This is a genomic window from Pandoraea pneumonica, from assembly GCF_049918595.1.
Taxonomy (GTDB): Bacteria; Pseudomonadota; Gammaproteobacteria; order Burkholderiales; family Burkholderiaceae; genus Pandoraea; species Pandoraea pneumonica_A.
This window is the reverse complement of the sequence record NZ_JBNCRZ010000003.1, coordinates 726,863-752,502: the sequence shown is the minus strand read 5'-3', so window position 1 is coordinate 752,502 and position 25,640 is coordinate 726,863. Positions and strand designations below refer to the sequence as shown.

Genomic DNA, 25,640 nt, shown 5'->3' with positions numbered 1-25,640 from the left:
GTGCGTGATCGCAGGTCATCGGGTTACGCGGGCACGAGCCGGATTTCACGGGCGCCCCAGAAGCGGGTGACCGAATCGGTGCGCACGGCCAGCGTCGTGCCGAGGGTGTCGAGCACTTTGCCGACGTCGTCGAGCGGAAACGAGCCCGAGACGCGCAGGTCGGCCACGCGCGGATCGCAGGTGAGCGACTTGTCGCTATAACGGGCCAGTTCTGCCACGAAGTCGCCCAGACGCATGCTGCGCGCGACGATGAATCCTTCCGCCCATGTGGCTTCGGCGCTTGGTACGTCGATGGGCGTCGAAATGGTGTCGGCGGTGTAGCTCGCATGCAGCCCTGCGCGCAGGACCCGTGAGCGCGAAGGCGCGCGGTTTGGCCGGATTTCCACCGCGCCTTGATAAACGCTCACGTGCGTGCCGCCATCCCATTCTCGAACCGTGTAGCGGGTGCCCAATGCGCGCGCCGTCCCTTGTGCGGTCTCGACAAGGAACGGGCGGGCGGGTTGCTGCACATCGGCGGCGGTGGTGATGAGGACTTCGCCGGCAATCAGTCGGACGCGCCGCTCATGGTCGTTAAATGCAATATCGAGCGCGCTGCCGGTGTTCATCACCAGTTGCGTGCCGTCGGCTAACACGAGCGTGCGACGTTCGCCGATGTTGGTGCGGTAGTCTGCCGTCCATCGCTGCCACGGCACGGCGTGCAGGGCACCCCACGTGCCGCCGCCCGCAAAGAGCAGGACGGCGAGTGTCTTGACGGTGCGTCGCCGCGCGGTTGAGGCGGGTGGCGTCAAGGCGGCCTGCGCGATGCTCGCCTCGACCGGCGAGGCGAGGGGTTGCAGCTTGCCTCGTACCGATTCGATACGCTTCCATGCGCGTTCGTGATCGGGGTGTGCATCACGCCATTGCTGCCACGCGGCGATCACCTCCGGCGATACCGCGTCGTTCTGCAATTCGATCAGCCATTCGACGGCACGCTCGGCAACGTGCGCGGGTACTGTCGCAGCGTTGCGAGTGGCTTCGTACCACGCGGACGACATCGCGCTCATGCGGCGATCATCCGAGAAAGGAGAGATCGGCGAAGTAGCATCGCTGCAATGCCTTCGCGAGATAGCGCTTGACCGTGGGGATCGAAATGCCCAGCGCGTCGGCCACTTGCGCATGGGTTTGTCCGTCGAGCTGCGAGCGCAAAAAAGCCTGCCGCACGATGGTGGGCAGGCCGTCGAGCAGACGATCCAGTTCGATCAGGGTTTCGAGCAGCATGGCCCGCGTCTCGGGCGACCATTCCACTTCGCGCGGGGCTTGTGCGAGCGCTTCGAGATAGGCGCGCTCGAGTTTCTCTCTTCGCCAATGATTGGAGACGAGGTTCTGCGCAACGGTTGTGAGATACGCGCGGGGTTCGTCGAACGACGCCGGCACGCGCTCGCTGCCGAGCAGCCGCACGAAGGTGTCGTGCGCAATATCGGCCGCTTGTTCGGCACTGCCTAACCGCCGATGCAACCAACCCTTGAGCCACGAGTGATGGTGGCTGTATAGCAACTCGACAGTGGATGGGAGGAGGGTGCCCGGCGTTTGCATGATCCAGCCTGATGTTCGATCCACTCACGACACGCTGGACCAGCGCGAACACTGGCAGGTCATGCAGCAGCTGAAACGAATGCTCAAGGAATGTTAATGATAATCATTATTAATAACAGATGGGAAAATTCTCGTCAATGAATAACCCCTGCGTGTTTGCGGAAAGCGAGGGTTGTCGAAATGGCGGGGAAGGCCGCCGCACGGCCTTGTGCGGGAAGTTCGGAGTGCGATGGGGTACGCACAAATTAGTGCTTGACGGTGCATTTGGGGCTCGGCTACTATCCGCCCTGTCTTTCATCCAAGGGGTTTGTCCGTGAATTCTGATGCCAGTTGTAGTCGATCTTTGATCGATTGATTGCCTGAGGATCCACAGCCATTCCCTGTGCCGCGTCCTCAAGCAGGATGCGGTGTCTAACGCGCCATCGATGCTTTCCACGTTCTCGTGAGCATCATCACTCCGGCGCCATTCCCGCAGAAATTTCCACCGTCGTGCCCGTGATGGGCGCTGTCGTGCCGTGCCTTGCGTTCGCATTGCCGGTAGACGCGCACACGCGTGCCGACTCGCCATGCCGCTTGCGGCACTGGCGTTCGCAGTCATGCGAGGAAGCCATGCGTGCTTTTCAAACATTTCAGGCTTTTCAAAGCCAACCCACGCGCACCACGCCGGTGTCGCGTCTGACCATCGTCTGCCTGGCCGAAGCCCTCAATACGCTTCGTAAGCAGATGTTCACCGATCTGACAGCACTTGGCCTGCGCGCCACGCACGTGAGCATCACGCGCTGGAGCGATCGCGACGTGGCCTCGGCCACCGTCACGCTCGATTGCTCGCAAGCCTCGCGTGCGTCGCTCACGGCATTGGTCATGCGCCTGTCGGGCGAACACAGTGTGCGTCGTGTGTTCTGGTCTGACGATGCCAACCGCCCCGACCGCCGGGCGGGAACCGGTGCGGTGAGCGCCGTAGCTGCCGCGTAAGCGTTTATTGCCATCGCATAAGGTTCATCGCTGACGGCCGTGTGTCGTCGATACCGATGAACCGTGAATCATAAGGAGTCCGATATGGAAGACGGAAGTAGTCGAATAGTGCCCGTCGGGGCCGCGCGCGATGCGGGCGGGTTTCCGGCGGGCGATCCCAGCCTTACCTCAGCAGAACCCATCATTCACCGACCGCGCGCAGCGCGGCGCGGCGGGGTGCGCTCGCGCTTTTTTCGGGAGTCGAGAGACTTCCGGTAGCGCCTGACGACCTTGGCCGGCCGCTATGCCAGCGTAAGCCGCGCCCAGGAAATCGTCATGAACAAGAACCTTCGCTCGCGCCAGAAACAGCGTGGCTTTGTCGATCATCCGACAACCACCGAGCGCGCCATCACCGGCCCCGACGCCGTCGCCAAGCTCGCCACCGAGCCGCTGCACGACGTGCTTCACACCCTCGGCACCGACCTGCGCGGCCTGACGCTCGCCGAAGTTGGTCAGCGCCACACGCGCTACGGCCCCAACGAGATCGCGCACGACAAGCCACCGCATTGGACGGTGCAGCTCTTGCGGGCTTTCAACAATCCGTTCGTGATGGTGCTGCTCGTGCTCGCCACGATCAGCTTCTTCACCGACGTGTATTTCGCCGATCCGGACGACCGGGATTTCAAGAGCATCATCATCCTGCTCACGATGGTGTCGATCAGCGGCTTGCTGCGCTTCTTCACCGAGTTTCGTTCGCTGCGTGCGGCTGAAAAGCTCAAGGCGATGGTGCGCACCACGGCGAGCGTTCGCCGCCGCGTGGTGTCGTCGGGCAAGCCGGAGCGTCACGAAGTCGCCATGCGCGAACTCGTCGTTGGCGACATCGTGACGTTGCAGGCGGGCGACATGATTCCCGCCGATCTGCGACTCATCGAATCGCGCGATCTGTTTATCAGTCAGGCCGTGCTCACCGGTGAGGCCCTGCCGGTAGAGAAGTACGACACGCTCGGTGCCGTGGCACAAAAGTCGGTGGAACCGGCACCGGCCAAGCCCGCGCAGCAATCGGGCGCCAGCCTGCTGGATCTGTCGAACGTCTGCTTCATGGGGACTAACGTCGTGAGCGGCACGGCCATCGGCGTGGTCGTGGCGACGGGCGGCGACACGTACTTCGGCGCACTCGCCAAGAACGTGGTCAGTCACAAGCGTGTGGAGACCAGCTTCGATCGCGGTGTAAATAGCGTGAGCTGGTTGCTCATCCGCTTCATGCTGGTGATGGTGCCCATCGTCTTCATGATCAACGGCCTGACCAAGGGCGACTGGATGAGCGCGTTGACGTTTGCGCTGGCGGTCGCGGTCGGTCTCACGCCCGAAATGCTGCCGATGATCGTGAGCGCCAACCTCGCGCGCGGTGCGCTGGCGATGGCACGCCGCAAGGTGGTGGTCAAACGTCTGAACTCGGTGCAGAACTTCGGTGCCATGGACGTGCTGTGTACCGACAAGACCGGCACGCTCACGCAAGACCGCATCATTCTCGAGCAGCATCTCGACGTGGTGGGCGACGAGCAGGAAGACGTGTTGCGTCTGGGGTGGCTCAACAGCTATCACCAGAGCGGCCAGCGCAATCTGATCGACGTGGCGATCATCCGCCGCGCTAACGAGATCGGGGAATCGGTGCAGCCGCGCACCTTTGCCAAGATCGATGAACTGCCGTTCGACTTCGTGCGCCGCCGCTTGTCTGTGGTGGTGGCCAACGAGCGTGGCGAGCATCTGATGGTGACGAAGGGCGCCGTCGAAGAAATGCTGGCGGTGTCCACGCATGTGAAGACTGCGCAGGGCGTGCGTGTGCTCGACGACACGGCTCGCGCCATGTTGCTCGCCCGCGCCGAGGCCTATAACGAAGACGGCTTCCGCGTGCTGGTCGTGGCCACGCGCGATATCCCGGCAGGGGAGACCAAAACCCAATACAAGACGTCCGACGAAGCGGGCCTCACGGTCTGCGGTTTCCTCACGTTCCTCGATCCGCCTAAAGACTCTGCCGCGCCCGCCATTGCCGCGCTGCGTGAGCATGGCGTCGGTGTGAAGGTGCTCACGGGTGACAACCCGATCGTCACGATGAAGGTCTGCCGTCAGGTGAGGCTGGAGCCGGGCACGCCGTTGCTGGGGGCCGATATCGAGTCGATGAACGACGACAAGCTGCGCGAAGTCGTCGAGCACACGACGGTGTTCGCCAAGCTGGCCCCACTGCACAAGGCGCGCGTGGTGAAGGCGTTGCAGGCAAACGGTCACACGGTGGGTTTCCTCGGCGACGGTATCAACGACGCCCCGGCCTTGCGTGACGCCGACGTTGGGATTTCGGTCGATACGGGTGCCGATATCGCGAAAGAGACGGCCGACATCATCCTGCTCGAAAAGAGCCTGATGGTGCTTGAAGCGGGTGTGATCAAGGGCCGCGAGACGTTCGGCAACATCCTCAAGTACCTGAACATGACGGCCAGCTCCAACTTCGGCAACGTGTTCTCGGTGCTGGTGGCAAGCGCGTTCCTGCCGTGGGAGCCGATGCTCGCGATGCAACTGCTGGTGCAGAACCTCGTGTACGACATCTCGCAGATGTTCCTGCCGTGGGACCGCATGGACCCCGAGTTCCTCAAGAAGCCGCGTAAGTGGGATGCGGGCAATATCCGCCGCTTCATGCTGTGGATCGGACCGACTTCGTCCGTGTTCGATATCACGACGTACGCCCTGATGTGGACCGTCTTCGGTGCGGGCGCGCTGTATCACCTGCATGGTGGCAATGGCGGGCAAGTGATCATGAACTCGGGTTGGTTCATCGAAGGGCTCGTCTCGCAAACGCTCGTCGTGCACCTGCTGCGCACGCAGAAGATTCCGTTCCTGCAAAGCACGCCGGCGCTGCCGATCATGCTCTCGACGACTGTAGCGATCGCGATCGCCTGCTGGCTGCCGTACTCGCCGTTTGCTGAGACGCTGGGCTTCGTCAGCCTGCCGGGCTCGTACTTCTACTGGCTCGCGGCGACCATGCTGGGCTACATCGCCCTCGCACAGACGGTGAAGACGATCTACATCCGCCGCTTCGGCCGCTGGTTCTAAAGCCAGTTTTACAGATTAAGAGCGAACGACTTATGAAGAAGCAACTCATCTCGCTGGCTTTGGCTTGTCCCCTCAGCGCCTTTGCCGCACATCCGCTCGTGACCGACGACACGGGCACGCAAGGCGACGGCAACTGGCAATTCGAAACCAACGGCGAAGCCACCGCGAAGCAACCCGATACGGGCCGCCAGTTCCTCTGGAACAGCACGCTCACACGCGGCTTCGGCGAAGCGCTGGATCTCTACGCCAACGTGCCGTACACGCATGTGCAGCAGCGCTCCGATACCGCAGCGACCGGTGTGGCCGATCTCGAACTCGGGGCGAAGTGGCGTCTGTACGACGACGGGGCGTTCAGCATCGGTCTTAAGCCGTACATCACGTTGCCCACTGGCAACGACTCGCGTGGACTTGGCACGGGGCGGGTGAATGCAGGGGCGACGCTGCTCGCGCAGTACGACATCGACGACTGGACGCTTCTGGTGAACGGCGGCGCGGTGTATCAACCGAACCGGCAGGGCGCTCGCGAGGCGGTCTGGAAGGTGTCGGGGGCCGTGCTATACCGCGTGCTGCCGACGACCCGTTTGCTGCTCGACATCGGCACCTCGCAAAACCCGGATTTCGCGCAGCCGACGAGCCCGGCGTTCATGATCGTCGGGGCCATCTATAGCCCGAAGCCGTGGCTCGATCTGGACGTCGGCTATCGCCGCGGCCTTAACCCGCAAACCTATGACTACTCGTGGCTGGCCGGGGTGACCGTGCGCTGGTAAATCGGTAGCTCATGACTTAACCGCAGCCATCACCAACGCTGCGGCATATCACCGGCCCGGGGAGGGCAGGTCTTCACCGACCCGTCATCCCCGGGCTTTTCCTATGGTCGTATTCCCATCAAGACGATTGTCTTGTTAAATGCAAACGATTATCATTGCGTTTTTCAGTTTCCCTGAGATAGTGCGGCGCGAACTTCATTGCGCGCCAAGACACTGCGACGACTTCGATGCCCGTGCCCGCTTTGTTTTTCCGAATTCCGCAATGAACGGACTCCGGCTCGGTGCCGACCGGCAGCGGCGTGCGTTCTGGCTCAAACACCTGCACCAGTGGCACTGGATCAGTTCGGCGATCTGTCTGCTCGGCATGATGCTGTTCGCGATCACAGGTTTCACGCTCAATCACGCGGGGCAGATCGAAGCGCACCCGCAAGTCGTCAAGCGCACAGCGCAGATGCCCGATGCACTGCTGACACAGCTTGGCGAGACGCCCCACAAAGACAAAAGTCCGGTACCTGCGGTGCTAGCCGATTGGCTGCACACGTCGCTCGCCATCGACGCACAAGGGCGTGAGGCCGAGTGGTCGGCCGACGAGATCTACGTTGCGCTGCCGCGTCCCGGCGGCGATGCGTGGGTGAGCGTGGATCTGCAAAGCGGCGAGGCGCAGTACGAACTGACCACGCGCGGGTGGGTGTCGTATCTGAACGATCTGCACAAGGGGCGCAATACCGGCAACGCGTGGAGCTGGTTTATCGACGTGTTTGCGTTTGCGTGCCTCGTCTTCAGCGTGACGGGATTGTTCCTGCTCAAGTTGCATGCGGGCAATCGTATGGCGACATGGCCGCTGGTGGGGCTGGGTCTGGTCGTGCCGTTGTTGCTCGTCATTCTGTTCATTCATTGAAAGCGCCGGATCGCGGCCTGAGATGGCGCGATCGGTTCATGTTCGCTTAGTACTTCAATCTGAAATCAACCCGAAGTTTGTTAGATAGGGGATAGCCATGCGTCGAATGCTCTCCGTTACGTTGACCGGTCTGGTGGCAGCACCATTCGCGGGCAACGCAGCGGCCGCCGAGATGACCGTCAAGGTCGAAATTCCGCGTCTGAACGTGGCGGAGTATCACCGTCCGTACGTCGCGATGTGGATCGAAAAGGCGGACCAGTCGCCCGTGACCACGCTGTCGGTCTGGTACGACGGCAAGCTCAAGAACGCCGAGGGCACGAAGTGGCTCAAGGATATGCGCCAGTGGTGGCGCAAAGCAGGGCGCGACATGACGATGCCCGCCGACGGCGTCTCGGGCGCCACACGGGCCCCCGGTGAGCACTCGCTGACTTTCGTCGACGGCAAGGCCCCGCTGGGCAAGCTCGCCGCAGGTGAGTACCAACTCGTGGTCGAAGCCGCGCGTGAAGTGGGTGGTCGCGAACTGATTCGCGTGCCCTTCACGTGGCCGCCCGCCGACGCGAAGACCGCGCAAGCCAAGGGCGATCACGAACTCGGCGCGGTGTCGCTGAGCGTGAAGCCCTAAGTCGTTAAGTCGTTAAGTCGCGAAGTCGAAAGCGCATCGACGGTCCGAGTTTCGAACCCCTCGAATTCCCTTTTCCGAATCGCTGTACAGGAGTTGATCATGAAGGTCTCGCTCAAGAAGCTGTCTCTCGTCACCGCACTGGCCGTCGCTGCGTTGGCACCGCTCGCCGCACAGGCGCACCGTCAATGGCTGCTGCCGTCGGCTACCGTGCTCTCGGGCAACGATCCGTGGGTGAGCGTGGACGCGGCCGTCTCGAACGATTTGTTCTACTTCGAGCACTTCCCGATGCGTTTGGACGGCCTTGTCGTGACCGCTCCCGACGGCAAGCCAGCCAAGGCGGAAAACGCGTCGACGGGGCGCTATCGCAGCGTCTTCGACGTGCATCTGACGCAAGACGGGACGTACAAGATCGCAGTGGTGAATCGCGGGCTGAGCGCTAGCTACAAGGTGGGCAACGAGACGAAGCGCTGGCGCGGTTCGCCGGAAGCGTTTGCGAAGGAAGTACCCGCTAACGCGCAAGACCTGCAAGTGACTGAGGGCCTGTCGCGCGTCGAATCGTTCGTCACGCGTGGCAAGCCCACGACGACGGCGTTGGCTACGACCGGCGATGGCCTCGAACTCGCACCGATCACGCACCCGAACGATCTGGTCGAAGGCAGCACGGCTAGCTTCCGCCTGTTGCACGACGGTAAGCCTGCGGCGAACGTAAAAGTGGAAGTGGTGCCGGGTGGCATTCGCTACCGCGACAAGCTCAACGACATGGCAGTGACGACCGACGCCGACGGCAAGTTCAGCGTGAAGTGGCCTGCGCCCGGCATGTACTGGCTCGAAGCCGACGTGCGTGACGAGAAGGTCACGATCAAGCCCGCCAAAGCACGCCGCGCAGCCTATGCCGTCACGTTGGAAGTGCTGCCGCAGTAAGGCATGATGACTTTCGTCGAAACCCGCGCCGATGCACGACACGCACCTCGTGTGCTTGTGCCGTTGCAGATGACGTCCACTGGCGTGCAGCCGCACGCGGGTGGTCGGCTGCGCCATCTGGCCGGGCAGACGATGGGCACGACATGGTCGGTGGCGTTCGTGCAGGCGGCGGACGTCGACGCTGACGGTGACGTTAGCGAACTCGACGCACGCGTTCGTGCCGTCCTCGCACGCGTCGATGCGCAGATGAGCAATTGGCGCGACGACTCGGATATCACCGCGTTTAATCGTGCGAGCGCAGGGCAGTGGATCGCCATGCCCGATGACGCGTTTCACGTGTTGCGAACGGCGCTTCGCGTCGCACGCGAAAGCGGCGGGGCTTACGACCCGAGCGCGGGGCCGCTGGTCGACCTGTGGGGCTTTGGCCCGGCACCGCGTCGCACTGTGGCACCGAGCACTGACGAAGTGATTGCCGCGCGCGAGCGATGCGGCTGGGCGCGCGTCGCACTCGACGAGGACGGTCAGCGCGCGCAACAACCCGGTGGCGTGTCGCTCGATCTGTGCGCGATCGCCAAAGGGTTTGCGGTCGACGCCGTGTCGTTGGCACTCACTGACGCGGGCATTCATCACCATCTCGTCGAGATCGGCGGTGAGTTGCGCGGCGAGGGCGTGAAGCCTGACGGCATGCCGTGGTGGGTCGAACTTGAAACACCTGATGTGCAGGCCGCCGGTATCGAGCACGATCTCGTCGCACTGCACGGGCTCAGTGTCGCCACGTCAGGCGATTACCGTCGTTTCTTCGTGGACGCCGCGCAACCGCTCAAGCGCTACGCGCACACGCTTGACCCGCGCACCGGTTATCCGGCGAGTCATGCGCTGGCGTCAGTGAGCGTGGTGCATCGCGAGTGCATGATGGCCGACGCGTGGTCGACAGCACTCACGGTGTTGGGGCCGCAGGCGGGCATGCAACTCGCAACATCACGCGACATTGCCGCGCGTTTCGTCATGCGTGTGCCCGAGGGTTTCATCGAAACGGCGACACCCGCCTATGAGGCGATGTGCGCATGAGCGCGGCGAAGTCCTCGACGTTCCATTGGTCGACGCTTGGCCTAAGTGCCACGTCGGTGGCTGGGGCGGCGCTGGCGTGGGCGAGTCCTGCTCGACCGTTGATGGCGGGGGGCGTCTTGCTGGCCTATCTCGCGGGGAGTCTCGCTGTGATGGGCGCGCATCGACGGCGCGCTCGTCAGTCGGCATTCGACGCCAATGTCTTGGAAACACCTCCCGAGCGCACGACGCTGATCGTGTACGCCAGTCAAACGGGCTTCGCTGAACTGCTGGCTGCGAATACGGTGACGGCGTTACGCAACGCCGGGGTGGCGGTGCGTGCAATATCGATCGATGCGTTGCGTGCTGACATGTTGTCGGCTTGTCGTCAGGCGTTGTTCATCGTCAGCACGACGGGCGAGGGCGATGTGCCCGACAGCGCTTCCGGCTTCACGCGCAAGATCATGAACGGCCCGCAAGCATTGTCTGATCTGCGCTACGGCGTGCTGGCGTTGGGCGACCGCAGCTACGCGGATTTCTGCGCGTTCGGGCATCGGCTGACGCACTGGCTAGATGCCAGCGGCGCACAGGCGCTGTTCGACACCATCGAAGTCGACAACGGCGATGCCGGTGCCATTCGTCACTGGCAGAACCAGCTCTCGGCACTCGCTGGCGGCGCACAGATTGCGGATTGGGAACCGCCGAAGTACACACCGTGGCGTTTGCAATCGCGCAGACTGCTCAATCCGGAAAGTGCTGGCGCACCTGCTTTTCATCTGTCGCTTGTACCGGAGAACGACGCTGCTGCGCTCGACTGGCAAGCAGGCGACATCGTGGAAATCGGCCCACGTCACTCGTCAGCGTTTGTCTGCGCGTGGTTGCGCGACACCGGTTTCCCGGCCAGTGCGCCAGTGCAATGCGATGGCGAGACGATGATGCTCGCGCAGGCGCTAGCGTCTCGCATGCCGTCGTCCGCGAGCGCGCGCGCGATGGTCGCGCACACGCCGCAAGCGCTTGTCGATGCGCTGGTGCCGCTGCCACATCGGGAATATTCAATTGCGTCGTTGCCCGCCGATGGGCAGCTCGATTTGCTCGTGCGGCAGGCGCGTTACGCCGACGCGGCACAGCCTGACGGCGTTCGGCTCGGCTTGGCGTCAGGCTGGCTCACCCAGCACGCGGCGCTTGGTGCGTCCATCGCCCTGCGTGTGCGTGCGAATCGGGCGTTCCATGCGCCACCGGATGACGTGCCGCTCATCTTGATCGGCAACGGCACGGGGTTGGCAGGGTTGCGTGCGCATCTGAAGTCGCGCGCCGCGCGTGGCGCGCACCGGAACTGGCTGCTATTTGGTGAGCGCAATGCCCGCCACGATGCATTCTTCTCCGATGAGATCGCGCAGTGGCAAGGCGATGGCGTCTTAACGCGCGTGGATTTCGCATGGTCGCGCGATGCAGGCGATGTCCGCTACGTGCAGCACGCGGTGTGTAACGCCGCATCCGATATCCGCGAATGGATCGATGCCGGTGCCGCGATCTACGTGTGCGGGAGCTTGCAAGGCATGGCGCCTGCCGTACACGCCGCGCTTATCGAGGCGTTGGGCGCCGCGGGTGCGGCTACGCTCGACACGCTAACTGAAGCAGGCCGCTATCGCCGCGACGTCTACTGACCACCGCACCGGTTACGGGTGACTTCCCCAGTGGCTGACTTCGCGCATATAGACTTCGAGAAAATCGACAAACACACGCACTTTGGCCGACAGATTGAGCCGCTCCGGATACACCGCATAGACGTCGGCCGGGGGCAGGTGCCAGTCGGGCAATAGCCGAGTGAGTTCGCCCGCATCGATATACGACTGCACCTCCCACGCGGAGCGCATCAGCACACCGTGCCCGTCGAGCGCCCACTTCAACGTGGCTTCCCCATCGTTACTGCTCATCGCGCCGTGCACCTTGACGGGCTGCTGGCGTTTGCCCTTGTTGAAATGCCACGTGCCATACGCCGTATCGTTTTCGCGCAGCACGATGCACAGATGCTGGCGCAAATCCTCCGGCGTGCGCGGCAGCAGGCGACCAGCGAGATAGCCCGGTGACGCGCAGACGAAGCGTTCGTTATGCGCCAGCCGCTTGGCGACGAGACGCGAATCGGGCAATTCGCCCAGTCGAATCCCCACGTCGAACGCCGACTCCGCGAGATTCATCGGCCGGTCGGTCAGTTCCAACTGCACCTCGACGTCGGGATAACGCTGCCGGAACGCCGAGAGTGCCGGCACGATGTGCCGCCGCCCGAACCCAAACGTGGCGTTCACCTTGAGCAAGCCCTGTGGCACGTCGCGGCTGCTCGACACCATGCGCTCCAGTTCCTGCACTTCCTCGAGCAGCGACGCGCCAGCGCGCAGATAGCGCTCGCCTTCCTCGGTCATCGTGATGCGCCGCGTGGTGCGGTTGAGCAAGCGCACACCGAGCCGTTTTTCCAGCGACGCCAGGCGTGCGCTTACGGCGGGCGGTGTCACGCCGAGGTCGCGGGCCAGCGACGACAGGCTGCCGTGCCGTACCAGCCGCACGAAGAACTCCAGATCGGCGATGGCGTTCATTGTTAAGTTGAATTTACAAATGGTTTAGATAAGTCTGCATTATGCATCGAACATCGTGAAATTAAACTGGCGGGACTGAATCGACGGGCGTGGCCCGTGACAGGAGACACCCGCAAGGAGGGCCCCATGGGGCAAACGATGTATCGCAAGATCGTGGACGCTCACACGGTCTTTCCGATCGATGCGCAGCACGTGGCGCTGTATGCCGACCTGCACATCATGAACGAGTACACCAGCCCGCAAGCCTTTGCCGGGTTGGCCGAGAAGCAACTGCCGGTACGCTGCCCCGAGAAGCAGATGGGCGTGGTCGATCATGTGATTCCCACGCACCCGGTGGCGACGTCGCGCCGCACGATTGCCATCGAAGCGGCGTCGCATCAGGCCACGAATTTCACCCGCAACTGCGAAAAGCACGGCATTCACCTGTTCGACGTGCAAGACCGCGAGCAGGGTATCGAGCACGTGGTCGCACCTGAGATCGGGCTGATTCGCCCGGGCATGGTCGTGCTGTGCGGCGACAGTCACACGACCACTTACGGTGCGCTCGGCGCGCTGGGGTTCGGCATCGGCACGTCGGAAGTCGAGCATGTGCTCGCGACGCAGACGCTTGTCTATCGCGTCGCGCAAGACATGCGTATCCGCGTTGACGGCACCCTGCCGGGCGGCACGACCGCGAAGGATCTCGTGCTGCACATCATTGCGCGCATCGGCGCGCAGGGGGCGCGCGGCTACGTGGTGGAATACAGCGGGGAGGCGATCGGCGCGCTGAGCGCCGAAGCCCGCATGACCTTGTGCAACATGACCGTCGAAGCCGGTGCACGCGGTGCCCTCATTGCGCCGGACGACATCACCCTGGATTACGTCGCGTCGCGCATTCGTGACATGGATGCGCAAGCGCTGGCTGCGGCTGTCGGCGCGTGGCGAGCTTTGCGCTCGGACGACGACGCGACGTTCGATATCGAGCACGTTTTCGATGCCACGCATGTGGCGCCGTTCGTGACATGGGGCACCAGTCCCGATCAGGCAGTGGCGATCGGCGAGCGTATTCCCGAGTTGTCCGCCGATGCGCAGGCCGACGCCAGTGCCACCAAGGCGCTCGCGTATATGGGCCTGAGCGCCGGTCAAGCCATCGATGGGGTGGCGATCGATCACGTCTTCATCGGCTCGTGCACCAATGCGCGGATCGAAGACTTGCGCGAAGTGGCCTCGGTTGTGCGCGGTCGCAAGGTGGCCCCGACGGTGCGGGCGATGGTGGTGCCGGGCTCCGGGCGCGTGCGCGATCAGGCAGAGGCCGAAGGCATTGCGCAGGTATTGCTCGATGCGGGCTTCGAGTGGCGGCAGCCTGGCTGCTCGATGTGTCTGGCGATGAACGACGACGTGCTCGCCCCCGGGCAGCGTTGCGCCTCGACCACCAATCGCAACTTCGAAGGCCGTCAGGGGCGCGGTGCACGCACCCATCTGATGAGCCCCGCCATGGCGGCCGCCGCAGCGCTGGCCGGTCGCATCGTCGACGTACGCAAGGAGTTTGGCTATGGCCAGTCATGACCTGTTGAGCGGCGTTGGGGCGCCGCTGCCCATCGATAACCTCGACACCGACCAGATCATGCCGAAGCAGTTCTTGCTCGGCATCGATAAGGCTGGGCTGGCGCGTGGCGTGCTCTACGACCTGCGCATGACGCCGCAAGGCGAGCCGCGTCCGGAATTCGTGTTGAATCAGCCGGCGTACCGCAGCGCTCGCATTCTGGTGGCCGGAGCGAACTTCGGCTGCGGATCGAGCCGCGAACACGCGGTATGGGGGCTGATGCAAGCGGGTATCGACGCCGTGATTGCGCCCAGCTTCGGCGAGATTTTCTACTTCAACGCGCAGAACAATCGCCTGTTGCTGGTGACGTTGCCGCCCGCCGACGTGGTGCGTCTGAACGAGATCGTGAGCGACCCGCGTCACAGCCTGCTCACCATCGACGTGCAGCAGCAATGCGTGCTCACGGCCACGGGCGAGCGCTTCGGCTTCGAGATGCCTGCGCGGCAAAAGCGCATGTTCGTCGAAGGTCTGGACATGATCGGCATGACGCTCGCCGAGCGCGCCACTATCGACGCCTTCGAGGCGCGCCATGCGGCGCAGCATCCGTGGATGTCGATCGATTTGCCCGCGCAACAGCGCGCGGCGGCGTCGGAATAAACGTAGCACGTACGAAAACCCCGTCCGCTCGGAAGTCGGCAAAGTCCGGCAGAGCGGCGGCATAACACGTCGAACACATCGATTCGACGCATCCTCTCAAAGGAGACACCCCATGGAGATGCCATCCGCGCAACTTGGCGCGAACCCGAGCGGACAAGACAAGCCCACGAGCCGTTTGTCTGCGCTGGCGCAGTTTTCGATTGGTGGCCTGCCGTTGCCGATGTTCGCGGCCATTGCGGTGGTCGTAGTGCTCGCCGCCATGACCAACCGTTTGCCCAACGACATGATCGGCGGCTTTGCCGTGTTGATGCTTGCTGGTGCCGCACTGGGCGAGCTAGGTCGACGTATCCCGGTGCTGCGCGTGATCGGCGGCTCGGCGATCTTGTGCTTGTTCGTGCCGTCGGCGTTGCTGGGCTACAAGCTCATGGACGACGCCTCGCTCAAAGCGATCACCACGACGATGAAGACGGCCAATCTTCAGTACCTCTACATCGCGTGTCTGGTGGCGGGCAGCATTCTTGGCATGAATCGCCGGGTGCTGATTCAGGGCTTTCTGAAGATGTTCGTGCCGTTGTTCATCGGCACCATCACGGCGGTAGCCGCGGGCATGCTGGTCGGGCTGTGCTTCGGTTATGACCCTAAACACACGTTCTTCTATATCGTCGTGCCGATTCTCGGCGGGGGTATCGGGGAGGGGGTGCTGCCGTTGTCGATCGGGTATTCGGAGATTCTCGGCGAGTCGCAGGCGCATCTGGTCGCCACGCTGGTTCCGGCGGCGCTGATCGGCAACGTGGTGGCAATTCTTGCCAGCGGTGTGCTCAACCGGTTTGGCGAGCGTTACCCGAAACACAGCGGCGACGGCATGCTGGTGCGTGCGGGCAACGATCTGGAACTGCTCAAGCTGCAAAAGGAAGATCCGCCGCTCGATTTGCGTTTGATGGGCGCGGGCTTGCTGCTGGGCTGCACGCTGTACATCCTCGGCTCGCTGCTGGCCCCTGTGACGGGTATTCCGGGGCCGGTGCTGATGATCGTGGCAGCGGCGGTGCTCAAGGTTTGCAAGGCCATTCCCGCGTCGATGGAAAGCGGCGCGTATCAGATGTACAAATTCATGTCGACGAACCTGACGTTCGCGATTCTGGTCGGGTTGGGCACGCTGTTCGTCTCGTGGGACAAGCTGGTCGCGGCATTCACCCCCGCCTATTTCGTGATCGTGACGGTGACGGTGCTTGCGATGATCGCCTCGGGCTTTTTTGTCGGCCTGTGGCTCAAAATGTATCCGGTGGAAGCCGCCATCATTACGGCTTGCCACAGCGGGCTGGGTGGTACGGGGGACGTGGCCATTCTGTCGTCGTCGAACCGCATGGGACTGATGCCGTTCGCGCAGATTTCCACGCGTATCGGCGGTGCCGCGATGATCGTCGTGGCGACGATTCTGATGAAGCTTCTGCACTGACGCGGACGCGGTAGGGCGGGCCGGTGTGGGGGCAATCGAGGCATAAGATGCATTGCGAGGCCATGTTAAACTGCCTCGCAACATCGCTTCCCAGTGTCCCCACCGTCGCATGCGACTGACCGACTACACCGATTACAGTTTGCGCACGCTCATCTACGTCGCGGTTCATCCCGACGAGTTGGTGCACGTGCAGGCCGTGGCGGACGCCTTCGACATTCCCAAGAATCACCTCGTCAAGATCGTGCAGAAGCTCGGGCAACTGGGCTTTTTGCACACGGTGCGTGGGCGAGCGGGCGGTATTCGGCTGGGGCGCTCGCCCGAGCGTATCGGACTTGGCGAAGTCGTGCGCGCCATGGAGCCGGACTTTGCCATGGTGGAGTGCTTTCATCAGGGCGATAACGCCTGTGTGATTACGTCGGCGTGTAACTTGCGTGGCGTGCTTGGCGAGGCGTTGCGTTCCTACTTCGCGGTGCTCGACCGCTACACGCTGGCGGATATGGTCAACAAGCCTGCCGCCCTGCGCCGTCTGCTGGGTGACGCGGTTGTCGCAGCCGCCATCCCGGTTCGCGATATCAAGGTCAAACGCGCTGACTGAGCGTTTCGACGGCTTCTCCCTCCTGCACTTTTTTGTGACGTAATGCCGTGTGTTTTGCACAGCATTCGCGACTAATTTGCGACGTCTTGCGATGCCCCATCGACGCCGTCTATCGCCTCAATAGGGACGGCCAATGGCTATCGCGCGAATTAGACGATTGGTCGCATCTTGCAGACGAGCAGCCGCGAAATTCCTCCTCGATTTCCCTAATCTTGAGTCGTGCCCAGTCACACCGCGTCAGGAGACAACTCCTAGGTACGACTGGAAAAAACATGGCTCAAATGGCCAATCGATAGGAGTCTCACCATGAACACCCGTCTCTTCGCTGCTGCTCTGGTTGCTTCCGCAACGCTCGTTTCCGCTTCGGCCTTCGCCGAAGGCACCCAAACCGCCTACAACGGCGATTCCGTCACGGTCGCACAAGCTTCACCCGACGGCCTGACGCGCGCTCAAGTCCGCGATGAATTGCGTCAAGCCCGTGCCTCCGGCCAACTCGACCAATCGCTGCAAACCTACCCGTCGCTGCTGCAACAACGTAACTCTGCTGGTCTCTCGCGTGCTCAGGTCCGCTCGCAGATCGGCCAAGCCGGTTCGCTGGGCGATAACCGGGCGTGAGATGTCTGGCTTGCTCGGTAACGTCACCGTGTGCCGAGCAAGCCTTCGCCAAATCCTCCATAATCAGCGCACTGGGTCTTCTTCATGAGTGCGCCATGGATCGGCTCTCTACGCTCATCTCGAATTTCGGCGTTCGCGCCGGCGTGTTTCACAGCGGCGGCCTCTGCGGCATCGCCAGCTACGGCATCGACTCCCACGACGGCGGGCACATGCACCTGCTACGAACCGGCGAAGTCGCGCTCGTACTGGAAGACGGCACTCGACAAGACATTGTCGAGCCTTCGCTGATCTTCTTCCCCCGTCGCAATCACCACCAACTCCTCTCCGGTGAAGGCGATCGCACCGAGCTCGTGTGCGGCTCCCTCTCGTTCGACGGCGGGCACAATAACCCGCTGGTGGCCGCGCTGCCCGAATACCTCGTGCTGCCAACACAGTCGCTCTCCACGCTCGACCTCACGCTCAACTGGCTATTCGCCGAAGCGTTCGGCTCGCAGTGCGGACGACTCGCCGTCATGGACCGGCTCTTCGAGTTGCTCGTGATTCAACTCCTTCGCCACGTGCTGGAGCAACGCATCGTCAACCGCGGCATGCTCGCGGGGCTGGCCGATCCGCGGCTGGCGCGCGCACTCCACGTGATTCATCACCAACCCGGCGATGCATGGACGGTGGAATCGCTCGCGAATACCGCCAATATGTCGCGGGCTAATTTCGCTGCGCAATTCCGGGAAGTGATCGGGCAGTCGCCCGCCGACTATCTGCTCGATTGGCGCATCGGACTCGCACAGAAACGCCTTCGCGATGGACAACCGATTGCCCGTGTTGCGGACGAGGTGGGGTACGACAGCGCCTCGGCGCTGGCCCGTGCTTTCCGCCGCAAGACCGGTGCCAGCCCGCGCGATTGGCTCCGCGCCCAAATGCACGCGGTGACCATGTTGCCGCCACCGCGCGTAACACTGGTGCCGCCGCTGCCTGCGCAGGCGGCCTAAGCGCCAAAGACAAAGGCCATTCGCGCTCGCGAATGGCCTTTGCTTCATCCCACTACTTAAAACACGTGGCTCACACCCAGACGCACGATCGTCTGGTTGTTGGTGGCCGACGACATGCCGTTGGCTGCATCGCCCACTGACGCCGTGGCATCGATCACGTTGCCAAATGCGTCAAGCGTCGCGCCCGACGCCTTCTGATAACCGACCAACGCATACAACTCGGTGCGCTTGGACAAGTTGTAGAACGCCGCCAGATTGAACTGGTGATACTTCGCCCCCGAGGTGTTCGCTGCGGGTGCATTCACGTTCGTAAAGCTGTAGCCGCCGCCCAGACGGAAGGCGTTCGTGAAACGGTACATCGCGAGCACACCCACCGTGTCGAACTTGGCGGTTCGCGTGAAGCGCGAATACGTGCCGGGCGAGTACTCCGTATGGCTATAGTTCGCGCCCAGCGTGGTGTTGTTGCCGATTTGATACGTCATGGCCGTGGCGATGATGTCGCGCGACTTGGCGCTCGCATACCCGGCATTGATGGACGAGCCGAACGCCGATTCCGACGAACCTGCCCAACTGCCGATGGTGGTATCGGTGGCGCTGGCCTTGTCGTTGTTAGCGTGTGAATACGCGAGGCCCCACGTGAGCGGGCCACCGGCGTACTGCCCCGCCAGACCCCACGTGTTTTGACGTCCCATCGTGCCCGGCTGTCCGCCGAAACCGTACATCGCACCGAACGTGAAGCCCGACCACGTCGGCGAGCGGTACTTCACACTGTTGTTCACGCGCGAGCTGTGATCGAGGTTGTCGACGTCGCCCGGATGCGCCGCTACGCCAGAGAGGAGTGCCGTGCCACCTACCGAGCCGACGAGATCGATCAACGGGTCGTACTGACGGCCGATCGTGAGCGTACCGAGCTTCTGGTCCTGCAAGCCTACATAAGCATGGCGGCCAAACTCGGCACCGTTCTGGCTCGCCGTGCCGTTACCGATGTTGAAGCCGTTCTCGAGGCGGAATAGCGCCTTCAAGCCGCCGCCAAGGTCTTCCGTACCTTGCATGCCCCAGCGGCTGCCTTGCCACGTACCGCTTTGAAATGCAGTGTTCGACGCGCCAGTGATGACGGCAGGCCGTCCCGCGGCACCGGCCCGGCTAACGCTGGCGACATTGCTGGCGTAGCCGATGCCGCCGTCGACAATGCCATAAAGCGTGATGTTCGATTGCGCCTGCGCGAGCGGTGCAAACGCGGCGAGCGACGAGATGCCGCAGCCGATGGCCAGCGCAACCGCGCGGGCGAGGGGAGTGCGAGGGTAAGCCTTCATGTGTGCGTGTGTCCTAGTGTGGTGGTACTGTCACGACGCCCCGCCCGAGTATCGCTTCCCGGGTCGATTTGTCGTGTTTGAAATTAGGATTCCTAAAGATATGACGCGGAGATGTCCGTTGTGGGATATCTCCGTGTCGGCGGCGGTTTCTGTTTCGAGTGGCCGCGTGGCGTTACTTCGCCGCGCTCGCGGACTGCGGTTGGGCCAGTGCGGCGCGCAGGCGTGCAGGCGAATCGGTCATCACCGCGTCGAAGCCCAACTGCGAAGCGGCTTCATAGTCCTGCGGCGTTTCCACGCCAAACGCGACGAGATGCACGTTGCCTTGCGACTTGAAGCACTGCACGGCCGCCGGTGTCCACCAGTTCGCGACGACCTTCGAGACGCCTTCGCCGAGGGTGAAGCGTTCGATAACTTCCACCTGACGGTGGAACTCGATGCCTGCCCACGTGCCCGGTGCGGGCGGCGTCACGCATTGCCCGCCGAGCGCAGCGGCCACAAGGCGGTTACGCGTGGCATCGCGCGATTCGAACAGTTGCGCCTGCGGACGACGCGCACGCATGCGATCGGTCGCCTCGGCTTCGGTCGAATACAAGCGCACGCGCGACCAGGCATTCGTTTCGTCCAGTACCTTGATGACGGCTTCGACGAGCGACGCGGCAGGCGTCTGCTTCATGTCGAGTAGTACGGGGACGTTGGCGGGCGCTGCGGCGAGTGCGTCACGCAAGGTCGGAATCGGCAGCGGATGGTCGCGGTACGGGTAGACCGTCTGTCCGTTGGTGTCTTTGCGCGAGAAGCTGTAGCCAGCGTTGAGCTTGCGCACGTCGGCGTAATCCATGTCGGCAAGCTTGCCGCGGCCATCCGTGAGCGCCGACAGATCCGCCGGGCGGTACATCACCGGCACGCCGTCGCGCGTGACCTGCACGGTCATCCACAACGCCTGCGCGCCGTTCTGCAACGCATTGGTGAAGGCTTGTACGGTGTTTTCGGGCGTGTCGCCCGTGCCGCCTCGGTGCGCGACGATCAGTGGCGCAGCTTGGGCAGTGGCGGGCAACAGGGTGCCGCCTGTGCAGGCGAGGGCGATCCATGCGGCAGCCGCAAGGCGCGAGGTGGACGAGGCGAGGGGCATGACTGCGGTCTCTTGAAAGCGATCGATGTTGGCGAGCGGCGAAGGGTCAGACGACCTGAATCTCGGGGAATGTTTGCACGCGATCGCAGAGCGGGGCGGGCAACGGGGCGTCGGTAATGACGAGGTCTTGTTCGTTGAGTTGTCCGCCGCGCACGTTGGGCTTGCGCGTGAACTTGTACGCGTCGGCCAAGAGGATGCGATAGCGGCTCGCTTCGCGCAGGGCTTCGCGCGATGCGGCTTCTTGGCGGTCGTAATCTAGCAAGGCGCCGTCGTCGTCGATGCCGCCCACGCTGTACACGCCGACGTCGGCGCGATACGCGCGAAACAAACGATCGGCTTCGTCGCCGAGAATTTCCGGATTGGGGGAGCGCAGTTCGCCGCCGGGCACGATCACCCGATGTTCAGGGTTTGCCGCGAGGACCAGTGCAGCGCGCAGATTGTTCGTGATGACGGTCAAGCGCTTGCGATGCACGAGCGCCACGGCGACTTGTTCGGGCGTGGTGCCGATGCCCAACAGGACGGTGGCGCCATCGGCAATGCGTTCGGCGGCGGCGAGTCCGATGCGGATCTTGCCTTCGAGATTGCGCACGCGACGCACTTCGTACGGCTGATTCGGGCCCGGTGTGAGCAGTCGCGCACCGCCGTGATAGCGGCGCAGTACATTGGCGTCGCACAACGTGTTCACGTCGCGGCGAATCGTTTGCGTGGCGACGCCGAAGTGTTCGGCGAGGGCATCGACACTCATTTCGCCATGCTGGCGAAAGAGCGACACGATGCGGGTCTGGCGGTCGGAAAGGTCCATCGGGCTGGCGTTGCTGGCGCATTCGTTCTGGAATGGGCGCCAGCTTGACAGCCATGCATGACATTCAAATGACGGCTCGCAATGTTCAAATGAACATTATTGGCCTATGAGGACCGTTCATTAGCGCTCTGTCGGCAGCCGTATCGGGGCGTTGGCTTCGAACTTGGCGCGACGGGTGGAGAAGAAAGTGCGCACGTTGCGAATGTTCGACGAGCTTTTGAAGAGGCGTCGCGCCAGTTCGTCGTATTCGGGCATGTCGGCGACTTCCGCCACGACGACGAAATCGGGGCCGGGAGAGACGCGATAGCACTGTGTCACCGCAGGTTCGGCGCAGATGAAGGTTTCGAAGGCGTCGAAGTCTTCCGCCGTCTGCCTGTCCAGACTGACTTCGACCACGGCGGTCAACGTCGGGCCAAGCTTGGCCCGATCCAAGACTGCGATCTCGCGCGCGATGATGCCGCTTTCCTTCAGGGCACGAACACGGCGCAAACAGGTGGGCGCCGACGCATGCACCTGGGCGGCCAGCGCGATGTTGGTCACCGAGGAATCCTCTTGCAGCACCCGCAAGATCCGAAGATCCAAGTCATCCAGAAATACGCCCGCCATCGTGGCTCCGGGAAGTAGTCGATGTGAAATTATATTTCATGACTTCAATGACGCGATATTTTATTTCATTGATGTATTTAATTTGACGATTAATTTCGTATCGTCGGTCCTACCATCGCTTCACTGATGCGGTTGAACGACATTTTTCGGAGAAGCGACATGTGTGGAATTATCGGTGCCGTTGCGCAGCGGGACATCGTACCGACCCTGATCGACGGCCTGAAGCGACTGGAATATCGGGGTTATGACTCGTGCGGCGTGGCGCTCTACAGCGATGCGCAGTTGGTCAGGGCGCGCAGTGTCGAGCGTGTGGCGAACTTGCAGGCCGAGGTGGCGCGCCAGGCGTTGACTGGGTACACCGGCATTGCCCACACCCGTTGGGCGACGCATGGCAAGCCGGTGACCGAGAACGCGCATCCGCATTTTTCGCCGCGTGACGACGGTGCCCGCATTGCGCTCTCGCACAACGGCATCATCGAGAACCACGAGGCGCTGCACGCCATGCTCGAATCGCACGGCTACGTGTTCACGAGCCAGACCGACAGCGAGGTCATCGCTCATTTGATCGATCACTTGTACAACGGCGATCTCTTCGACGCGGTCAAGGAAGCCGTAGCGCGCCTGCAAGGCAGCTACGCCATCGCCGTGATGTGTCGGGATGAGCCGCATCGAATCGTCGGCGCACGCGACGGCATGCCGCTCATCGTGGGCGTGGGGGAAGGGGAGAACTTCCTCGCATCGGATGCGATTGCGTTGGCGAACGTGACCGATCAGATCGTATATCTGGAAGATGGCGACGTGGTGGATGTGCAATTGCATCGCTACTGGATCGTCGATGCGGCCGGGCAGCGTGCCGAGCGCGCGGTGAACACCGTGGCGGCGCATAGCGGTGCGGCCGATCTTGGCCCGTACCGCTATTACATGCAGAAAGAGATTTTCGAGCAGCCGCGTGCGGTCGCTGACACGTTGCAGGACGTCACGGCGATCATGCCGGAACTGTTTGGCGACAACGCATGGCGGGTGTTCAACAAGGTGGATTCAGTGTTGTTGCTCGCGTGCGGCGGCAGTTTCCATGCGGCGCTCACGGCTAAGTATTGGATCGAGAGTCTGGCCCAGATTCCCGTGAGCGTGGAGATTGCCAGCGAGTATCGCTATCGGGAAAGCGTGCCCAATCCGAATACGCTGGTCGTGGCCGTGTCGCAAAGCGGCGAGACGGCGGACGTGTTGGGGGCAGTGCATGTCGCGAAGCGTTTGGGCATGCTGCATACACTGGCGATTTGCAACGTGGCGACGAGTGCGTTGGCACGTGAGTGTGAGCTGACGTTCTTCACTCGCGCGGGGGTGGAAATTGGTGTGGCGTCGACAAAGGCGTTCACGACGCAGTTGGCGGCGTTGTTCTTACTCGCGCTGACTTTGGCGCAGACGCGGCAACGTCTGTCTGAGGAAGATGAGCAGCAGCATTTGCGTGCGCTTCGTCATTTGCCTGAGGCGATGAGCAAGGTGCTGGCGCTGGAGCCGCAGATCATCGCGTGGGCGGAAGAGCTCACGCGCCGACAGGACATTCTCTTTCTCGGGCGCGGCATGCATTACCCGGTGGCGATGGAAGGGGCGCTGAAGATGAAGGAGATCTCGTACATCCACGCGGAAGCCTACGCGGCAGGTGAGTTGAAGCATGGGCCGCTGGCGCTGGTGAGCGATCAGATGCCGGTGGTAGCGGTGGCGCCGAACGATCGGTTGCTGGAGAAACTCAAGTCCAACATGCACGAGGTGGCCGCGCGTAACGGCAAGCTGTACGTGTTCTCGGACATGGACTGCGGCATCACCCCGGGACCGGGTCTCGCAGTGATTCGACTCACCGAACACTACGGCATGCTCTCGCCGATTCTCCACACGATCCCAATGCAACTGCTCTCGTTTCACGCAGCCGTCGCGCGAGGGACCGACGTGGATAAGCCAAGGAATTTGGCTAAGTCGGTGACGGTGGAGTGAAGGGGGGGGCGAGCACTGCTCAAGTGACAACATCTATTAGTTTTGCTTAAAGCCCGCCGAAAAAGTTTTCCTTAAGGCCTCCGGACCGCCCGCAAACCAAGGCGGGGCGGGGCTTAAGGGAAACTAATAGAATTTTTCGTGAAGCACCCTGGAGGTGTCTCGGGCGTGGGAAAATCGCTGCCCCCTCGCACCGGTGTCGGCAATTCAGAGGCTCAAGCAGTCCGCGACACAATCCGAGCGCCGCTATCAGCCGTAAGCTCCGCATGCACAAGCTCCTTCGGGTGAAAGGAAAGCGTTGGCGGAGCGATTCCCAACTTGTCAGTGATGGTGCCAGGACTCATTCCGGCATGCCCCGCGTCACGAGATGTCGGAACATTTCGAGGCGAGTCTCGTGCGCGAGAGCGGCTAGCGCTCTTACCGCCAATTTCGTATTCAGCTTTGCCATTGCCATCTCCTGTCGGGCGGTCACCGGTGCAATGACGTCAAGACACGTCAACAGCCTTTCCAGCGCCCACCCCACTTAGCCCGTAAATCGAGCCACATTCACGATTTGCAACTTGAATTGCACTATATTTCCAGTATTATGGAAATATCGAATGGTGGAGGTCGCTATGTATGCCGAAGAAGGCCAGGTGTTGGCTGGTGGACTACAGCCCGTTTGGGGAGGGTGGCACTGCAATTTTGCGCAGGGGCTGGTTTTGCTTAAGGCCAATAGTCTGCCGGTGCCTTCGGCAGCAATGCCGCATCGTGAGAACAATGTTACCGAACGCGGCTTCACACCTCTTGCGTCGGATGTAGCTCGCGCATTTCAGACCGAGACGGGATACGCGACCTCCGCGATTGCACTGACCGATGCTCCGGACACGAAGCTCAAGCTCACACGGTTCCTGGCTGCGGACGGTTCGGCGGCTGCCGTGCTCGTCATAGATTCTGATGAGCTCAGTCGCTTGTGGCTAACCTGCGATTGGAAAACACCGTTGCTACGAGTCCGAAATCGCCTCGCGGACGAAGGTTCGAGACTGTTCGTTGCATTGACGGCACGGGGCGGGGCCGCAAGCACCCTTAGCCACCCGACGAACCTCTGGCGACATTTGGTCGCGCGACTTGTTCTTCGATTTTGCAACCAGGAGGGTATTGGCTTTCTGGGTTCCGTCCCGGTGACCACGCGCGCCACTCCTGCTCGCCCGAATGACCAACCGGACTGGCAAGTTGCCGCTCACGTTGCTCATCGTCTCGCGTCGGCGCAGTTTTTTTGCTGCAACGCCTTTCGCATCACCACCTAGTCATAGCGAAGGTGGTTGACGCGATTGCCGCTGCGAGCATCTTGAGTTCCGGTCGCAAATACGTGGCAGTCGAGTGGGGTGCGTTTTTCTTTCTGTTCTTACTGCGGCTGGATTCGTTGTAGCTAATCGTTGGTCACGAAACTTCGAAATCAAGATTCGATAATCGGGCAACTACGCCGTGAAAGTCAGTTGCTCATCGCTGGCGTCATTTGACAGTTGGCTGTCGGC

23 protein-coding genes are annotated in these 25,640 nt (G+C 62.3%); 16 read left to right on the top strand and 7 right to left on the bottom strand.

From position 1 onward, the window contains the following. Positions 1 to 23: 23 nt before the first annotated feature. Positions 24 to 1,043, bottom strand: coding sequence for a FecR domain-containing protein (locus ACPWR9_RS15950; RefSeq protein WP_426299121.1), 1,020 nt, complete (start codon positions 1,041 to 1,043; stop codon positions 24 to 26). Between the two features lie 7 nt (positions 1,044 to 1,050). Beyond that, positions 1,051 to 1,572, bottom strand: coding sequence for a sigma-70 family RNA polymerase sigma factor (locus tag ACPWR9_RS15945; RefSeq protein WP_426299382.1), 522 nt, complete (start codon positions 1,570 to 1,572; stop codon positions 1,051 to 1,053). 609 nt (positions 1,573 to 2,181) lie between these two features. Here ACPWR9_RS15945 and ACPWR9_RS15940 point away from each other — a divergent pair. From ACPWR9_RS15940 to ACPWR9_RS15905, 8 genes are all read left to right on the top strand, one after another. Then, positions 2,182 to 2,544, top strand: a complete 363-nt coding sequence (locus ACPWR9_RS15940; RefSeq protein WP_426299119.1) for a hypothetical protein — start codon at positions 2,182 to 2,184, stop codon at positions 2,542 to 2,544. A 315-nt stretch (positions 2,545 to 2,859) separates the two neighbouring features. After that, on the top strand, positions 2,860 to 5,625 hold the full coding sequence (gene mgtA, locus ACPWR9_RS15935; RefSeq protein ID WP_426299117.1) for a magnesium-translocating P-type ATPase: 2,766 nt from the start codon (positions 2,860 to 2,862) through the stop codon (positions 5,623 to 5,625). Between the two features lie 32 nt (positions 5,626 to 5,657). Beyond that, a complete protein-coding gene (locus ACPWR9_RS15930) occupies positions 5,658 to 6,392 on the top strand; it encodes a transporter (protein WP_426299115.1) in 735 nt (244 codons plus the stop codon). A gap of 262 nt (positions 6,393 to 6,654) precedes the next feature. Beyond that, complete coding sequence (locus ACPWR9_RS15925) at positions 6,655 to 7,290, top strand: PepSY-associated TM helix domain-containing protein (protein WP_426299114.1); 636 nt, start codon at positions 6,655 to 6,657, stop codon at positions 7,288 to 7,290. Positions 7,291 to 7,387: 97 nt separating this feature from the next. Then, a complete protein-coding gene (locus tag ACPWR9_RS15920) occupies positions 7,388 to 7,912 on the top strand; it encodes a DUF2271 domain-containing protein (protein ID WP_426299112.1) in 525 nt (174 codons plus the stop codon). 99 nt (positions 7,913 to 8,011) lie between these two features. Then, entirely contained in the window at positions 8,012 to 8,833 is an 822-nt protein-coding gene (locus ACPWR9_RS15915) for a DUF4198 domain-containing protein (RefSeq protein ID WP_426299110.1), read from the top strand. 3 nt (positions 8,834 to 8,836) lie between these two features. Continuing rightward, positions 8,837 to 9,901: an FAD:protein FMN transferase gene (locus tag ACPWR9_RS15910; RefSeq protein ID WP_426299108.1), complete on the top strand. Its 1,065-nt coding sequence runs from the start codon at positions 8,837 to 8,839 to the stop codon at positions 9,899 to 9,901. Further along, complete coding sequence (locus ACPWR9_RS15905) at positions 9,898 to 11,541, top strand: sulfite reductase subunit alpha (protein WP_426299107.1); 1,644 nt, start codon at positions 9,898 to 9,900, stop codon at positions 11,539 to 11,541. The genes ACPWR9_RS15910 and ACPWR9_RS15905 overlap by 4 nt, the downstream gene beginning before the upstream one ends. Positions 11,542 to 11,553: 12 nt before the next feature. Here the strand turns inward: ACPWR9_RS15905 and ACPWR9_RS15900 are convergent, their stop codons facing one another. After that, the gene (locus tag ACPWR9_RS15900; RefSeq protein ID WP_426299105.1) at positions 11,554 to 12,465 is read right to left on the bottom strand and encodes a LysR family transcriptional regulator; all 912 of its coding nucleotides are present in this window, start codon (positions 12,463 to 12,465) and stop codon (positions 11,554 to 11,556) included. A 126-nt stretch (positions 12,466 to 12,591) separates the two neighbouring features. Between ACPWR9_RS15900 and leuC the strand changes: the two genes are divergently transcribed. From leuC to ACPWR9_RS15870, 6 genes are all read left to right on the top strand, one after another. Continuing rightward, positions 12,592 to 14,010: a 3-isopropylmalate dehydratase large subunit gene (gene leuC, locus ACPWR9_RS15895; protein ID WP_426299104.1), complete on the top strand. Its 1,419-nt coding sequence runs from the start codon at positions 12,592 to 12,594 to the stop codon at positions 14,008 to 14,010. Continuing rightward, positions 13,997 to 14,644: a 3-isopropylmalate dehydratase small subunit gene (gene leuD, locus ACPWR9_RS15890; RefSeq protein ID WP_426299103.1), complete on the top strand. Its 648-nt coding sequence runs from the start codon at positions 13,997 to 13,999 to the stop codon at positions 14,642 to 14,644. Before leuC ends, leuD begins: the two co-directional genes overlap by 14 nt. A 112-nt stretch (positions 14,645 to 14,756) precedes the next feature. After that, positions 14,757 to 16,097 (top strand): 2-hydroxycarboxylate transporter family protein, encoded by a 1,341-nt coding sequence (locus tag ACPWR9_RS15885; protein ID WP_426299102.1) that lies wholly within the window; start codon positions 14,757 to 14,759, stop codon positions 16,095 to 16,097. A gap of 109 nt (positions 16,098 to 16,206) precedes the next feature. Next, positions 16,207 to 16,692 (top strand): Rrf2 family transcriptional regulator, encoded by a 486-nt coding sequence (locus tag ACPWR9_RS15880; protein WP_426299101.1) that lies wholly within the window; start codon positions 16,207 to 16,209, stop codon positions 16,690 to 16,692. Positions 16,693 to 16,998: 306 nt separating this feature from the next. Next, on the top strand, positions 16,999 to 17,307 hold the full coding sequence (locus ACPWR9_RS15875; protein ID WP_426299100.1) for a DUF4148 domain-containing protein: 309 nt from the start codon (positions 16,999 to 17,001) through the stop codon (positions 17,305 to 17,307). 95 nt (positions 17,308 to 17,402) lie between these two features. Further along, positions 17,403 to 18,293 carry a cupin domain-containing protein gene (locus ACPWR9_RS15870; protein ID WP_426299098.1) on the top strand — a complete coding sequence of 297 codons (891 nt, stop codon included), beginning with the start codon at positions 17,403 to 17,405 and terminating at the stop codon, positions 18,291 to 18,293. A gap of 56 nt (positions 18,294 to 18,349) precedes the next feature. Here the strand turns inward: ACPWR9_RS15870 and ACPWR9_RS15865 are convergent, their stop codons facing one another. From ACPWR9_RS15865 to ACPWR9_RS15850, 4 genes are all read right to left on the bottom strand, one after another. Continuing rightward, positions 18,350 to 19,606 carry a porin gene (locus tag ACPWR9_RS15865; RefSeq protein WP_426299096.1) on the bottom strand — a complete coding sequence of 419 codons (1,257 nt, stop codon included), beginning with the start codon at positions 19,604 to 19,606 and terminating at the stop codon, positions 18,350 to 18,352. Between the two features lie 172 nt (positions 19,607 to 19,778). Further along, a complete protein-coding gene (locus tag ACPWR9_RS15860; protein ID WP_426299094.1) occupies positions 19,779 to 20,732 on the bottom strand; it encodes a glycerophosphodiester phosphodiesterase family protein in 954 nt (317 codons plus the stop codon). Positions 20,733 to 20,778: 46 nt separating this feature from the next. After that, entirely contained in the window at positions 20,779 to 21,534 is a 756-nt protein-coding gene (locus tag ACPWR9_RS15855; RefSeq protein WP_426299092.1) for a DeoR/GlpR family DNA-binding transcription regulator, read from the bottom strand. A 120-nt stretch (positions 21,535 to 21,654) separates the two neighbouring features. Then, entirely contained in the window at positions 21,655 to 22,140 is a 486-nt protein-coding gene (locus ACPWR9_RS15850; RefSeq protein ID WP_426299090.1) for an Lrp/AsnC family transcriptional regulator, read from the bottom strand. Positions 22,141 to 22,299: 159 nt separating this feature from the next. Between ACPWR9_RS15850 and glmS the strand changes: the two genes are divergently transcribed. Together glmS and ACPWR9_RS15840 are read left to right on the top strand one after the other, a co-directional pair. Continuing rightward, entirely contained in the window at positions 22,300 to 24,129 is a 1,830-nt protein-coding gene (glmS, locus tag ACPWR9_RS15845; protein ID WP_426299088.1) for a glutamine--fructose-6-phosphate transaminase (isomerizing), read from the top strand. A 611-nt stretch (positions 24,130 to 24,740) separates the two neighbouring features. Continuing rightward, positions 24,741 to 25,412, top strand: coding sequence for a hypothetical protein (locus ACPWR9_RS15840; protein WP_426299086.1), 672 nt, complete (start codon positions 24,741 to 24,743; stop codon positions 25,410 to 25,412). Positions 25,413 to 25,640 lie beyond the last annotated feature (228 nt).

What these genes read in the sequence shown, in the direction of transcription:
- ACPWR9_RS15950 (WP_426299121.1), bottom strand. Translation starts at nt 1,043, where the DNA reads ATGAGCGCGATGTCGTCCGCGTGGTACGAAGCCACTCGCAACGCTGCG.
- ACPWR9_RS15945 (WP_426299382.1), bottom strand. Translation starts at nt 1,572, where the DNA reads ATGCAAACGCCGGGCACCCTCCTCCCATCCACTGTCGAGTTGCTATAC.
- ACPWR9_RS15940 (WP_426299119.1), top strand. Translation starts at nt 2,182, where the DNA reads ATGCGTGCTTTTCAAACATTTCAGGCTTTTCAAAGCCAACCCACGCGC.
- mgtA (WP_426299117.1), top strand. Translation starts at nt 2,860, where the DNA reads ATGAACAAGAACCTTCGCTCGCGCCAGAAACAGCGTGGCTTTGTCGAT.
- ACPWR9_RS15930 (WP_426299115.1), top strand. Translation starts at nt 5,658, where the DNA reads ATGAAGAAGCAACTCATCTCGCTGGCTTTGGCTTGTCCCCTCAGCGCC.
- ACPWR9_RS15925 (WP_426299114.1), top strand. Translation starts at nt 6,655, where the DNA reads ATGAACGGACTCCGGCTCGGTGCCGACCGGCAGCGGCGTGCGTTCTGG.
- ACPWR9_RS15920 (WP_426299112.1), top strand. Translation starts at nt 7,388, where the DNA reads ATGCGTCGAATGCTCTCCGTTACGTTGACCGGTCTGGTGGCAGCACCA.
- ACPWR9_RS15915 (WP_426299110.1), top strand. Translation starts at nt 8,012, where the DNA reads ATGAAGGTCTCGCTCAAGAAGCTGTCTCTCGTCACCGCACTGGCCGTC.
- ACPWR9_RS15910 (WP_426299108.1), top strand. Translation starts at nt 8,837, where the DNA reads ATGATGACTTTCGTCGAAACCCGCGCCGATGCACGACACGCACCTCGT.
- ACPWR9_RS15905 (WP_426299107.1), top strand. Translation starts at nt 9,898, where the DNA reads ATGAGCGCGGCGAAGTCCTCGACGTTCCATTGGTCGACGCTTGGCCTA.
- ACPWR9_RS15900 (WP_426299105.1), bottom strand. Translation starts at nt 12,465, where the DNA reads ATGAACGCCATCGCCGATCTGGAGTTCTTCGTGCGGCTGGTACGGCAC.
- leuC (WP_426299104.1), top strand. Translation starts at nt 12,592, where the DNA reads ATGGGGCAAACGATGTATCGCAAGATCGTGGACGCTCACACGGTCTTT.
- leuD (WP_426299103.1), top strand. Translation starts at nt 13,997, where the DNA reads ATGGCCAGTCATGACCTGTTGAGCGGCGTTGGGGCGCCGCTGCCCATC.
- ACPWR9_RS15885 (WP_426299102.1), top strand. Translation starts at nt 14,757, where the DNA reads ATGGAGATGCCATCCGCGCAACTTGGCGCGAACCCGAGCGGACAAGAC.
- ACPWR9_RS15880 (WP_426299101.1), top strand. Translation starts at nt 16,207, where the DNA reads ATGCGACTGACCGACTACACCGATTACAGTTTGCGCACGCTCATCTAC.
- ACPWR9_RS15875 (WP_426299100.1), top strand. Translation starts at nt 16,999, where the DNA reads ATGAACACCCGTCTCTTCGCTGCTGCTCTGGTTGCTTCCGCAACGCTC.
- ACPWR9_RS15870 (WP_426299098.1), top strand. Translation starts at nt 17,403, where the DNA reads ATGGATCGGCTCTCTACGCTCATCTCGAATTTCGGCGTTCGCGCCGGC.
- ACPWR9_RS15865 (WP_426299096.1), bottom strand. Translation starts at nt 19,606, where the DNA reads ATGAAGGCTTACCCTCGCACTCCCCTCGCCCGCGCGGTTGCGCTGGCC.
- ACPWR9_RS15860 (WP_426299094.1), bottom strand. Translation starts at nt 20,732, where the DNA reads ATGCCCCTCGCCTCGTCCACCTCGCGCCTTGCGGCTGCCGCATGGATC.
- ACPWR9_RS15855 (WP_426299092.1), bottom strand. Translation starts at nt 21,534, where the DNA reads ATGGACCTTTCCGACCGCCAGACCCGCATCGTGTCGCTCTTTCGCCAG.
- ACPWR9_RS15850 (WP_426299090.1), bottom strand. Translation starts at nt 22,140, where the DNA reads ATGGCGGGCGTATTTCTGGATGACTTGGATCTTCGGATCTTGCGGGTG.
- glmS (WP_426299088.1), top strand. Translation starts at nt 22,300, where the DNA reads ATGTGTGGAATTATCGGTGCCGTTGCGCAGCGGGACATCGTACCGACC.
- ACPWR9_RS15840 (WP_426299086.1), top strand. Translation starts at nt 24,741, where the DNA reads ATGTATGCCGAAGAAGGCCAGGTGTTGGCTGGTGGACTACAGCCCGTT.